Origin of the sequence: Peribacillus simplex, from assembly GCF_001542915.1 — a bacterium.
Classification (GTDB): Bacteria; Bacillota; Bacilli; order Bacillales; family DSM-1321; genus Peribacillus; species Peribacillus simplex_B.
The window spans coordinates 1-12,296 of record NZ_LNNH01000056.1; the positions used below are offsets into that span (position 1 = coordinate 1).

The following is a 12,296-nucleotide window of genomic DNA, read 5'->3' on the forward strand; positions in this document are numbered from 1 at the left end:
CTAACGGATTATTCGATTGTTCAGGTTTCGTTGCATGGGCTTATAAACAAGCGGGCGTGAATCTTCCAGCAAGTACGGGAGCATTGACAAGCGCGGGAACTCAAGTTTCTAAAAGCCAAATGCAGCCTGGGGATTTAGTATTCTTCAATACGTATAAAACGGATGGGCATGTCGGCATCTATGTCGGCGGCGGCAAATTCATCGGTTCGCAAAGTTCTACAGGTGTTGCAGTCGCCAATATGTCAAGCGGATATTGGGCGGATAAATTCAACGGCCGTGTGGTACGTGTAAACTAATCTTCTTTAATAAGCAGGGGGCCTGAGGCTCACCTGCTTATTTTTTTTAATAAAATATCAAAAAAAATGAAACTTATTTTGATATTGAACGTAAATACTATAAGATAAAACAAGGATAGGTGATGTGGACTTTCAGTGAATCCGGGAAAACAAATAAGGAAGCATTATTCCATACTAGTAAACGGAGGCAAAAAACATGATGAAAAAATTAATGGCTGCATTACTTACGATTACACTAGCATTCTCGCCAGTTGGTTCTTATGTATTCCAGGACCACTCGGAGTCAGTTGATGCAAGGGGCTACAAATCAGGAAAAAGAAGCTTCAATAGCAACAACAATAATAATTCGAATTTCCAAAATAAACAAACGAACAAATCGGATGCGACGACTACAAATAAAGCAAAAACGAATACGAAAACGGGAAGTTCTTTTGCTAAAGGCGGTTTAATGAAGGGAATCATGCTCGGAGGGTTGGCTGGCTTGCTGTTCGGTGGTCTATTTGCCAATATGGGAGCACTTGGTTCAATTCTTGGCCTAATGGTCAATGTGTTAGCGATCATTGCATTAGTGGTTGTAATCCGTAAAATATTCACTTATTTCAAAGATAAGAAGAAGAAAGAGGATCCAAATCCATGGAGAGGCTAAAGATATCGGAACAAGATATCATCAATGCCGTTTGCGTTTACATTGCTCGTAAAAAGCAGGTACAACCCAATGAAGTAGAAGTGGAATTGATGTATGATGATGATTATGGCTTTTCGGCGGAAGCATTCGTCGATGGGCGAAAACAAGTGTTAATTACCATCAATCTGATAGAAGCACTTCGTTTATGGCTTGATGAATATTTGAATAAAGATCCTTATTCCGGCATTGAACTCGTTCTGGATGATGAAGAAGGCATAGTGGCCATGGTAAGTGAAAGCAATAGATAAAAAAGGGGTGCCGAAAAGGCATCCTTTTTTTTCATGGGTTTAGAATTCTATGAAAAAAGGTGAGAGATTGATAAACTGTTGGGTTTACATTCCATTTGTTGCAAAAAAAGGCTGGTGGAAGTACGATGGAAATGTGGGAAAGCCAAAGGGGGAGAGTATGTGACAGGTTACATAGTAGATACGACTTTCATTAAGGAACAGGCCCTGAAATTCGGTAATGAACATGTGGAAGGAATACTTGTACCAGCATTGGGAAGCAATCTTCTTTCATTGAAGCTCAAGCATAAGGATATTCAAGTGCTGCGGACCCCCGATTGTTCTGAGGACTATAAAAAACTCCCGATATTATACGGGATGCCCATTTTATTTCCGCCAAACCGAATCGAAGATGGCCAATTTACTTATAAGCACACAACTTATAGGTTCCCTATCAATGAAAGGGAGAAGTCGAATCACATCCACGGATTTTTGCATGATAAGCCATGGAACGTCATTAAAAGGGAGGTAATCGGGAATAAAGTCCTCATCAAGACTGAGTTTTCTAGCCGGGATTTTCCTTATCTCAAAAAAAGCTTTCCGCAAGATATCTTGGTCAATATGTCATTGATATTAATCGATGATGGATTGGAGGTTCAATTGGAAATCCTCAATAACGGCCTTGAACCCTTTCCTTGGGGAGCCGGTTATCATACGGTATTCAATTTTCCTTTTGGAGAGGATAGCAAAATCGGGAATTGCCGCATAGCTCTTCCTGTCAACAAGCATTGGGAATTGAATGAACGGTCTTTGCCCACTGGTAAAATCGGGGAATCGGCCAATAAAAAAGAAATCCAAAATGGACTTTGCCTGGAAGGACGGCTGTTTGATGATATATTCAGCTATGATGAGGAAAGCAATCTGAATAACGAATGCATACTTTCGGATCAAGAGGCCGGCGTGCAGGTCATTTATCATGTCGACCATCATTATAAATTTTGGGTATTGTTCAATCAGGATGGGTTCGTATGCCCTGAACCCTATACATGGGTAACGAATGCACCCAATCTTGATTTGTCAGCTGGATTCACCGGGGTGAAGGAGCTGGGAACAGGGGAAAAAGTTTTGCTGAAAACGAAACTGGTGTTGAAGGAGATATGAAAAAACACCCTGGCAGAAGCCAAGGTGTTTGCGGTTATGCTTTTTTTCTCATCCACAGCGGGTATAGAAGCAGTCCAAGTACGTAGAGGGCAATGCCAAGTATGAATGTGTGCATATCGGCTGTGCCTGTCTTGACGACCCAGATGGAGTACACTAATGCTAGGATGGTGATGGCCCCATCGCGAACCCTTGAACCCTTCATGATGTCATAGGTTTCCCCAGTCAAGACCAACTTCAATTGATACAGGACCGATGCAAGATAAGGAATCAAGTAGGCAAGTGTTGCGACGATCATGGAGAATTTATAGGCTTCCAAAATCGTACCGGAAATGGTCGAGAATAAGAAAATCTGTGTCATGATATTCGTTATTGTCATGGATCGGACAGGAGTGCCATTTTTGTTCGCTTTGCCGAAATAGGCAGGAAAAAGATCTGATTTCGCTGCTTGGTATGGAACTTCAGATGCAACGACAATCCATCCGATCGTAGAACCCAATAGCGAGATGACGGCAAGAGCGGCCATCAAATAGGTGCCGCTTGAGCCGACTACCGATTGCAATGCGTCTACGAGCGGTTTTTGTGAAACCTTCAGTTCTTCTTGTGAAATGGCACCCATCGTCAATAAAGTGATGCCTATATAAATGGAAACGGCGATAAGCAAACCAATGATTGTCGCTTTTTTTACATCAGTTTGTGATTTGGCACGGTTTGAAAGCATGACGGCCGCTTCAATCCCGATGAAGGCCCATAAAGCTGAAATCGCAGCAGCATTAACTTGAGCACCTAAAGAAATCGATGTACCTGCCTTATCATAAAATTCGCCGCCGTTTCCTAGGTTGGAAGAATCAAAGATGAATATCGTGATGATGATGAAAAACAAGAATCCGATCACTTTTGTAATCGTAGCAAAAAGGTTCAGTTTACCAGCGCTGTTAAAGCTCCTTACGAGGATTGCCTGAATCCCCCAAAGGACGATGGTACATACTGCGAATGTCAGCGCTCTTCCAAGCTCCAGTTGGAAGGAACCCGCTGAATAAATCACTTTCGTACTATGCATCACAGGAAAAAACGTCGATAGATATCCAGCAAATGAAATGATGACGGATGCTGTCGCCGCCCAATTCGCCGCCCAATATCCCCAAGCCATGCTATAGCCTGAAATCCTTCCTTTTGCAGGGGATTTAAACAATGATTGAGCATAGCTTTGAGGACCTGCCTTCAACTCCGGTTTCCGGACAGCCAAGTTGCCGAATACGAGCGCTATTAAGAATACACCAAGTCCTGTAACGATCCAGGCCAATGTTGCCCCTAATGGACTGGATACCTGTGCTAATTGGGCAGGTAGCATGAAGATTCCGCCGCCGACCATATTTCCAACTACGAAAGTGGTTAAGATCAATAAACCCCATTTTTTATTTACCATATATAATCGTACCTTTCTTGAATGCAATGTGTGTTTGATTTCCGACAACTTATACTAATATAGTATATCGTAAACAGTTTAGTTTGGTAAAGTGGTAAATAAGTAAAATGTTAAAGACGGACTAATCAGAAAATTTCGTTGTGTTCTTGACAAAAGGAAGAGATTGGATTATATTAATTAATACCAAGTTAGTTGGTAAGAATAATAAGCTTTATAGCTTCGTATTTGGAAATTCCTTTAAATATTGCCGATTAGTCAACTAAAGGCGCCCTTACATCTAATTGATTAGATGCTGGGTGCCTTTTGTTTTTCAAGTGCAAGGGAGGGGCTATGTTCGGATTATTCTTATTTCCGAAAAATCAATGAAAATAAAATAGGTAAACCGTTTTCCTCAAGAAAACATGGTAAAGGGGAATCTCTTTTTGACATTAGGCATGTCCGAAGCTTTATTACCAGTAGTAAAGGGGAGATAAAATGGAAAAGAAAGAAGAACTGAAAATCAGGCATATCATTTCAAGTTTGGAAGCTCTTCAATATGGATCCGTGATCATAACGGTCCACGATGGGGAAATCACCCAGGTGGATACAACTGAAAAGAAACGGTTCCCATTAGGAAAGGGCCGGGCTGTAAAAGCTAGATGAATATCGGTGTTAGGGAGCTTTCATGCGAGAGCTCTTTTTTTCGTTCTGATATATAAATTTAGAGAAATTGGAATATTGCAGAAGAAAGTACTGCAATTGACATGGTAGAATAAGTTAGGGAATAGAACCGTCATTAGAGGGTTTGGTTAAACAAGGAGGAAGAGGGATTCGATGACATTACAAATGATCGAAAATGATATATGGGCATTAGTTGATGCATTTGACGGCAACATTGCTTATAAAATTGAATCTGGTTTTGGTGATATGATTGGTTATCAAGAGGAAGACTCGTTTCAATCTGCAAGTTTGATCAAAATACCAATGATCATCGAAGGGTATCGGCAAAGTGAACGAAAAAACATCTATTTGAATCAACCAGTGACCATACCCCCGAATGCAGTGACTGGGGGATCGGGGGTCCTGCATGCATTATCCAATAAAGTATTTTTAACGGTTGAGGACTTATTGACCTTGATGATAACGGTTTCCGACAATACAGCGACGAATATGATGATGAGCTTGTTGGGAATTGATGAAATCAATCGATGCATCCAGGAGCTGGGTTTGAAGAATACCATCCTTGGAAGGAAAATGCAGGATTTTAAGGCATTAAAAGAGGGGCGGGACAATACGATTTCGGCGGAAGATACGATTACTTGCCTAAAAGCGATACATACAGGGGACTTTTTAACGAAAGAAAGCCAGGAAAGAATATTGCGCGTTTTTGACAATCAGCAATTAAGAGATAAACTTCCATCACTGATGGGCAGAGGAGTGAAGGTCGCAAGCAAAACAGGCGGAATTCGGGGCGTTTCCCATGATTGTGCAATCATTCGCTCGGAGACTCAAACTGTTTATGCGGCGGTTCTTACTGAAAATATGAAATCGGAGGAAGAAAGCAGGCAAGTAATCAGCAAAATTGGCAAGCTGATTTACGATCATATGGTGGCGGAATAGATTGTCGCTGTTGTGCCGGGGTATCACGATCTTGGAAAAAGGGAGAGGAGTTTATATGCACGGCTCCCCCTTCCATGGTGATGCCGCTGTCTTATAGGAGGGTTTGGGGAATCATGTTGTATAACGAACGTAAATCGAAACGGTCAAAAGCGGTGAAGAAGGCAGTGAAATCATTAATAATCGTTGCTGTATTGGTAATGGTGTATTTTGGATTTCTGCACCTGAAAATCCAGGAAAGCAAGCACCAGGATATTCCTGAGGGGGCCGATTACCTGATTATACTTGGGGCAAGGGTCAAAGGCTCCGTTCCATCATTATCTTTACAATATCGGATTGATAAAGCGTCCGAGTACTTATTGGCGAATAAGCAGACAGTAGCCATCGTATCCGGCGGCAAAGGCCCCGGTGAGGACATATCTGAAGCACAAGCGATGCAGCGGGGGCTGATTGAAAAGGGGATTGAAGGGACTCGTATCATTATGGAAGACAAATCGACGACAACTTATGAGAATATAGTCTTCTCTAAAGAATTCATTCCTGATCAAGCATCACCCGGCGTGATTGTCAGTAATGATTTTCATATTTACCGGGCAGTTGCAATAGCGACCAAAGAAGGCCTGAATATAAAGGGAATACCGGCAAAAACACCAAAAGTGTCCGTGCCGAAATCATATTTCCGCGAATATCTGGCGATCACGAAATACTATTTGACAGAGTTGATACGTTCGTGAACTCTCCTTCGTCAAAATTCAAATTCCCTTCCCTTTCAAGAAAAGGGCGGGAATTTCTTTTTTTTCATTCGACTTCGATAACAACATGGGGCACTTCCCAAAATTCTTTTTCTTGGTAAATCTCCTGAAGTGTTTTATAAATTGGATAGCCTGTATAGGAAATCTCGACCCGTTCATCGGCATCCACTTCATCCACATCGATATCATCAACAAAGCCAAGTTGCTCATCAATTTCCATTAAATAATACCCAAGGGCTTCATACCCGCTATTGGCTACGATGACCTTACTATCAAAACCGCTATTGGAAACTTTGTAATATTTCATCGCCTGACCTCCTAAGTTGTTATTTTGTATGTTTATTCGCACTTTTTCATATACTCTGATATACCCGTTCTTCCACATCTGAATCATGGTGGGTAAAATAAAGAAAATTAATAATGAAGGATAAACAATGGATTTCCTATGGTCGCATTGAAAATATCATTGGATCATTTGCTATCTTAATCATTTCATGTTAATCTAATAAAGAATTGTTTTTGATTGTGGAAGAGGATACTAGTTATTTTCCAAATGATTGAAAATAGTAATACAATGTGTGTTATGCACTAGGAGGCAACAAATTATGGAACAAGGTACAGTTAAATGGTTTAACGCAGAAAAAGGTTTTGGATTCATCGAGCGTGAAAATGGAGACGACGTATTCGTACATTTCTCAGCTATCCAAAGCGAAGGCTTCAAATCTTTAGACGAAGGTCAAAAAGTAACTTTCGACGTTGAGCAAGGTGCTCGTGGAGCTCAAGCTGCTAACGTTCAAAAAGCTTAATTTATAATTAAATCGTAACCTATATGAACGGATCCCTTGATAGGGGTCTGTTTTTTATTATGAGAAAAAAGAAAAAAGGCATTAAAAAACCCACTCATGAGCCGAGTAGGGTTTTACGACATTATTAGGCCTTTTTTAATTCTTCCTCAAAGAAAAAAGTGGTCGGATGTTCTTTTACAGTATAAGAATATCTTTTCATATTTTTCACATATGCCCATTTATTAATGGTCACTAATTCATCAGTATCCTGAATGGTTACCGTTTCGCCAGTATTATACTTATTGCTTTTCAATTTATGCACCCTCTTTACTAATAGTATAACATATTTGGATATAAAAAATGTGTCCAAGATATTCCAAACATTCATTTAAGTAAAGGCAAGGGCGGAAATGGCGAGGCTTGATTTATGAGTGCCGTCAATTTCCCGCTCATATTTTTCAGGGTATGGGAAAAACTTCATATTCGTTTAACATAAAAGGTTTCCGATAGGGGCGATTTTGTCTCAAATGATGCGGCTTCAGCAGAAAACAGTCCGGCCATGTAGATGATTGCCTGAAGCGTTCCAATTAAACAATAACAGCCACGTGTATACCTTGTTCTAAGGCAACACGTGGCTGTTGCAATTGGGAATGAGTTAATTAAAACGCCCAATCCCCATTACGGAAGACAGGTTCGGAAGTGCCGTCCTGTTTGATGCCGTCGATGTTCATGTGCTCCGAGCCAATCATGAAATCAACGTGTGCAAGGCTTTCATTCAGGCCATTTTCGGCAAGTTCTTCTGGACTCATGTTTTTCCCGCCTTCAATACAGAACGCATAGGAGCTGCCGATGGCGAGATGGTTTGATGCGTTTTCATCGAATAGGGTATTGAAGAATAAGACATTGGATTGGGAAATAGGTGAGTTGAATGGAACCAGTGCCACTTCGCCTAGATAATGTGAACCTTCATCCGTTGCCACCAATTGCTTTAGGATTTCTTCCCCTTCTTCGGCTTGTACTTCGACGATCCGTCCTTCTTTGAAAGTCACGGAGAATTTATCGATGATATTTCCGCTGTAACTAAGCGGTTTCGTGCTTGAAACCGTGCCGTTAACGCCTGTTTTTAATGGGACGGTAAATACTTCTTCGGTAGGCATGTTGGCCATGAACTCATGCCCATGTTGATTGACGCTTCCTGCGCCGACCCAAAGGTGCTTGTCAGGCAATTCGATGGTCAAATCCGTTCCTGGTGCTGTATAATGCAATTTTTGGTAACGCTTTTCATTTAGATAATCAACCTTTTCATGCAGGGTGTCATCATGGCTTTTCCAGGCAGCTACAGGATCTTTCACATCGACGCGAACTGCTTTGAAAATGGCTTCCCATAGCTTGGCGACGCGTGTTCCTTCCGCTTCTTCAGGAAATACTTTAGCGGCCCAGGCCTCTGAAGGGACGGCGACTATTGACCAGCTTACTTTATCGGATTGCATATATTGGCGCCACTTCTTCAGGGCAGTCCCTGATGCTTTTTGGAAGTTGGCCATCCTTTCAGGCTGAACACCTTTCAATAGGTCCGGGCTTGAAGAGATGACGGAAAGATAAGCAGCTCCGTTTTCGGCCAGTTCAATCGTTTCTTCAGCACGCCATTTCGGATATTCATTGAAAACCTCATCCGGTGCCATTTCAAATTTGGTACGTGAAACGGTATCGTCATTCCAATTTACGATGACATTGCGGGCACCGCTTTCATATGCCTTTTTTACGATAAGACGGACAAGCTCTGCGCCTTCTAACGTAGTGTTGATGACTAGCGTTTGATCTGGTTGGATATTAACCCCTACCTTGACGGCAAGTTCAGCGTATTTTTCTAAATTCGTTTGAAAGTCACTCATCACTTCAAAACCCCTTTTCCATTTTCTACATTTATCATTGTACTTTTTGTCAGTAAAAAAAGAAACTTTTACGACATTCTGTGGGGAATAATCCCACAAGGGGTTCATGAAAACTGGCGGAAGTCAGATTCAATGAGCCGTTTTTTAGGAGCAAGATCATTTTTTCAATACATCATGGTCCACATAACGTTCACCATTGATTTCACTGAGGAGGTTAATGGCCACTCTGGCATTATCGCCGGCTTCCCGTAGGCCCTCCTGGTTATGCTGGCATCGGTATCAAGGAGCATGTTTTCCCGAAAAGGTGGCTGCACATCCCCCAGCGGTCCCTGTGCCGACACTAGCAATATCATACATAGGAAAAAAACTCCTTTTCTATCTTTCATTTTATCAAACCTAAAGAGGGAAAGACTATTGAAAAGATTCGAATAAACGAAATAATATAATTATTTGATTTTGTTGGCATAAAGAAAAGAGGATCCCTTTTGGGACCCCCTTTCTAAATCCGAATCAAAAAACTCACTTACTCAAATTGATCCAGACACTTTTGACTTCGGAATAGTTTTCAAGTGCATACGATCCCATTTCACGTCCGATTCCGGATTGTTTGTAGCCTCCGAATGGGGAAGCGGCGTCAAATGCATTGTAACAGTTCACCCAAACCGTACCGGCCCGGAGTTTTCCGGCAACATAGTGGGCATTGGCCAAGTCGCTTGTCCATAAGCCGGCAGCCAAGCCATATTCACTGGCATTTGCCCGATTGATGACATCGTCTAAATCCTCGTATGGCATTGCGGCAATGACCGGCCCGAAAATCTCTTCCTTGGCAATGGTCATTTCCTCTTCAACGCCAGCGAAAATGGTAGGGGAGACAAAGTAGCCTTGTTCACCTGGTTTATTGCCGCCGACAAGAACTTCAGCACCTTCGTTTTTCCCCTTTTCAATATAGCCCATTACCCGGTTTTGCTGTTCCGCTGAAACAAGCGGTCCGATTTGTGTATTGGGATCTAGACCTGCCCCTTGTTTGATGTTTTGGGCATGACTGGCCATATCGGCAACGACATTGTCATAATGTTTCTTTTGAATGTAGACCCTTGAGCCTGCACAGCATACCTGCCCTTGGTTGAACATGACTCCATTAAGGGCTCCGGGGATTGCTTTTGAGAAATCGGCATCGGGAAGGATGATGTTTGGAGATTTTCCTCCAAGCTCCAATGTGACCCGTTTCAAGGAATAGGAAGCGGAACGCATGATCAGTTTTCCGACTTCGGTCGATCCAGTAAAGGCAATTTTGTTTACTTGAGGATGGTCGACAAGTGCTTGTCCGGCCGTTTCACCAAAACCAGGAACGATATTGACGACGCCATCCGGGAAACCGGCTTCCGCGATTAATTCAGCTAAATAAAGGGCGGATAGGGGAGTTTGCTCCGCTGGCTTCAAGATGACCGTACAGCCTGTCGCAAGTGCCGCCCCAAGCTTCCACATCGCCATGAGAAGCGGAAAGTTCCAAGGGATGATTTGGCCCACAACACCGACGGGCTCATGTTTCGTATAATTAAAATAGTTTCCGCTAACGGGAATGGTCTGTCCGACAATCTTGGTGGACCAGCCGGCGAAATATCTCATATGTTCAATCGCCAAAGGAATGTCAGCATTGGTGGTTTCACTGATTGGCTTTCCATTATCCAATGTTTCCAGTTGGGCGAGCTCGGTTTTATTTTCTTCCATTAAATCTGCTAGTTTATACATAAGCCTGCTGCGGGTTGCTGCGCTCATCCTGGACCAAGGACCTTCGTCGAATGCCTTGCGTGCAGCTTTAACGGCTAAATCAATGTCTTCTTTATCGGCTTCATATACATCGGCAAGTTTTTGTCCTGTGGCAGGATTGGGCGTGGAGAAGGTTTTTTTTGAAGCACTTTCTACGAATTGGCCATTAATATAAAGCTTTTTTGGCCCGGTTAAAAATTTTTGCAGCTTTCCACTTACTTCTAACGTTAGATTTGTCATTAATTACCCTCCTGAATTTGATGATCTTGGGCAAAACATGATGACTTCTTGTTAACGCTATATGCCAATTATTATCATAAATCAAAAAGAAGGAATATTCAAATTATATGATTCCAGATTCTGTTAGCGGCGTTGTTTCTATCCGTCAAAACTTTTTGTCATGACATCTGTATTTACTATAGCAAAAAAGAAAGTTAATAGGTAAAATGAATAAGGATAAAATAACGAGAAGGTCTAAAGGTTTCAGGAGGATTATATGGGAAATGATGCGAAAACGATCTCACAGCGGAAATTGCTTGGTGTTGCGGGACTTGGTTGGATGTTCGATGCACTTGATGTCGGTATGCTTTCCTTCATCATTGTTGCATTGAAACAGGAATGGAGCTTAACCAGTGAACAGGTTGGCTGGATAGGAAGCATAAATTCCATCGGGATGGCTGTTGGAGCCGTTTTCTTTGGGATGATGGCCGATAGGGTCGGAAGGAAGAATGTCTTCATCATTACATTATTATTATTTTCGATTGCAAGTGGTTTGTCTGCAGCAGTCAGTACACTCAGTTTGTTCTTGATTTTGCGGTTTTTGATCGGAATGGGATTAGGAGGGGAGCTCCCGGTTGCCTCGACATTGGTTTCGGAAAGTGTTGAAGCAAGTAAAAGGGGGAGGGTCGTCGTCCTGCTTGAAAGCTTCTGGGCGGTTGGCTGGATATTGGCGGCACTGATTTCCTTTTTCATCATTCCGGCTTATGGCTGGCGGGTTGCACTTCTTTTAAGTGCCGTTCCTGCTTTATATGCGCTGTATCTGCGCATAAAATTGCCGGATTCCCCCAAATATAACGAGCTTGAAAAGAAGATGAGGCCTTCTGCATTCAGTAATTTGAAAAGTGTCTGGAAAAAGGAATATCTGCGCCAGACAATCGTATTGTGGATATTATGGTTTTGTGTCGTCTTTTCCTATTATGGAATGTTTTTATGGCTGCCGAGTGTCATGGTCCTAAAGGGCTTCAGCATGATCCAAAGCTTCGAATATGTATTGATCATGACGCTTGCACAGCTTCCGGGCTATTTTTCGGCAGCATGGCTGATTGAAAAGGCAGGACGTAAATTCGTTCTGATCACATACTTGATCGGTACGGCCATCAGTGCCTATTTCTTTGGCTCGGCCGAAGAGTTAGCTCTCCTTATTGCATCTGGAATGTTTCTGTCATTCTTCAATCTGGGAGCATGGGGTGCACTTTATGCATATACACCTGAGCAGTACCCAACCGCGGTTCGAGGTACAGGCACTGGGTTAGCGGCCGGCATCGGCAGGATAGGCGGTGTCCTCGGACCCTTGCTTGTCGGGTATTTGGTTGCTTCAAGCACTCCGATTTCAACGATTTTCACTATTTTTACAATCGCCATTCTCGTGGGTGCCATTGCAGTAGCCTTCGGTAAAGAAACAAAGAATACCGTTTTGACATAAAGATGGAGGGGAC

At 42.4% G+C, this 12,296-nt stretch carries 14 protein-coding genes and 1 pseudogene; 9 read left to right on the forward strand and 6 right to left on the reverse strand.

Going from position 1 to position 12,296, the window contains the following annotated elements; translation table 11 throughout:
- The 4 genes from AS888_RS23115 to AS888_RS23130 all read left to right on the forward strand — a co-directional run.
- Positions 1–296, forward strand: a 296-nt coding sequence (locus tag AS888_RS23115; RefSeq protein WP_155645594.1) for a C40 family peptidase, incomplete at its 5' end; no start/stop codon positions are given.
- A 199-nt stretch (positions 297–495) separates the two neighbouring features.
- Positions 496–942 (forward strand): hypothetical protein, encoded by a 447-nt coding sequence (locus AS888_RS23120; RefSeq protein WP_061144506.1) that lies wholly within the window; start codon positions 496–498, stop codon positions 940–942.
- Positions 930–1,229 (forward strand): YxcD family protein, encoded by a 300-nt coding sequence (locus tag AS888_RS23125; RefSeq protein WP_061144444.1) that lies wholly within the window; start codon positions 930–932, stop codon positions 1,227–1,229. Before AS888_RS23120 ends, AS888_RS23125 begins: the two co-directional genes overlap by 13 nt.
- A 159-nt stretch (positions 1,230–1,388) precedes the next feature.
- Positions 1,389–2,366 (forward strand): aldose 1-epimerase, encoded by a 978-nt coding sequence (locus AS888_RS23130; protein ID WP_061144445.1) that lies wholly within the window; start codon positions 1,389–1,391, stop codon positions 2,364–2,366.
- A gap of 34 nt (positions 2,367–2,400) precedes the next feature.
- Here the strand turns inward: AS888_RS23130 and AS888_RS23135 are convergent, their stop codons facing one another.
- Positions 2,401–3,789, reverse strand: a complete 1,389-nt coding sequence (locus AS888_RS23135) for an amino acid permease (RefSeq protein ID WP_061144446.1) — start codon at positions 3,787–3,789, stop codon at positions 2,401–2,403.
- A 474-nt stretch (positions 3,790–4,263) separates the two neighbouring features.
- Between AS888_RS23135 and AS888_RS25375 the strand changes: the two genes are divergently transcribed.
- The 3 genes from AS888_RS25375 to AS888_RS23145 all read left to right on the forward strand — a co-directional run bounded on the left by AS888_RS25375 (position 4,264) and on the right by AS888_RS23145 (position 6,119).
- Entirely contained in the window at positions 4,264–4,431 is a 168-nt protein-coding gene (locus AS888_RS25375; protein ID WP_081092579.1) for a YezD family protein, read from the forward strand.
- A gap of 171 nt (positions 4,432–4,602) precedes the next feature.
- The gene (locus tag AS888_RS23140; protein WP_061144447.1) at positions 4,603–5,388 is read left to right on the forward strand and encodes a serine hydrolase; all 786 of its coding nucleotides are present in this window, start codon (positions 4,603–4,605) and stop codon (positions 5,386–5,388) included.
- 113 nt (positions 5,389–5,501) lie between these two features.
- Positions 5,502–6,119 (forward strand): YdcF family protein, encoded by a 618-nt coding sequence (locus AS888_RS23145; RefSeq protein ID WP_061144448.1) that lies wholly within the window; start codon positions 5,502–5,504, stop codon positions 6,117–6,119.
- A gap of 64 nt (positions 6,120–6,183) precedes the next feature.
- On the opposite strand, the gene AS888_RS23150 is transcribed toward AS888_RS23145, so the two are convergent.
- Positions 6,184–6,444 (reverse strand): hypothetical protein, encoded by a 261-nt coding sequence (locus AS888_RS23150; protein ID WP_061144449.1) that lies wholly within the window; start codon positions 6,442–6,444, stop codon positions 6,184–6,186.
- A gap of 298 nt (positions 6,445–6,742) precedes the next feature.
- Here AS888_RS23150 and cspC point away from each other — a divergent pair, with 298 nt between their 5' ends.
- Positions 6,743–6,943 carry a cold shock protein CspC gene (gene cspC, locus AS888_RS23155; protein WP_010331195.1) on the forward strand — a complete coding sequence of 67 codons (201 nt, stop codon included), beginning with the start codon at positions 6,743–6,745 and terminating at the stop codon, positions 6,941–6,943.
- Between the two features lie 124 nt (positions 6,944–7,067).
- On the opposite strand, the gene AS888_RS26220 is transcribed toward cspC, so the two are convergent.
- The 4 genes and pseudogenes from AS888_RS26220 to AS888_RS23170 form a co-directional block, all read right to left on the reverse strand.
- Positions 7,068–7,235 carry a hypothetical protein gene (locus AS888_RS26220; protein WP_169792904.1) on the reverse strand — a complete coding sequence of 56 codons (168 nt, stop codon included), beginning with the start codon at positions 7,233–7,235 and terminating at the stop codon, positions 7,068–7,070.
- Between the two features lie 346 nt (positions 7,236–7,581).
- On the reverse strand, positions 7,582–8,814 hold the full coding sequence (locus AS888_RS23160; RefSeq protein ID WP_061144450.1) for an aminopeptidase: 1,233 nt from the start codon (positions 8,812–8,814) through the stop codon (positions 7,582–7,584).
- A 156-nt stretch (positions 8,815–8,970) separates the two neighbouring features.
- Positions 8,971–9,057 (reverse strand): annotated as a pseudogene (locus AS888_RS26985) (pyridine nucleotide-disulfide oxidoreductase); the annotation flags it as partial.
- A gap of 276 nt (positions 9,058–9,333) precedes the next feature.
- On the reverse strand, positions 9,334–10,821 hold the full coding sequence (locus tag AS888_RS23170; protein ID WP_061144452.1) for an aldehyde dehydrogenase family protein: 1,488 nt from the start codon (positions 10,819–10,821) through the stop codon (positions 9,334–9,336).
- A gap of 256 nt (positions 10,822–11,077) precedes the next feature.
- Here AS888_RS23170 and AS888_RS23175 point away from each other — a divergent pair, with 256 nt between their 5' ends.
- On the forward strand, positions 11,078–12,283 hold the full coding sequence (locus AS888_RS23175) for an MFS transporter (protein ID WP_061144453.1): 1,206 nt from the start codon (positions 11,078–11,080) through the stop codon (positions 12,281–12,283).
- Positions 12,284–12,296: the final 13 nt, after the last annotated feature.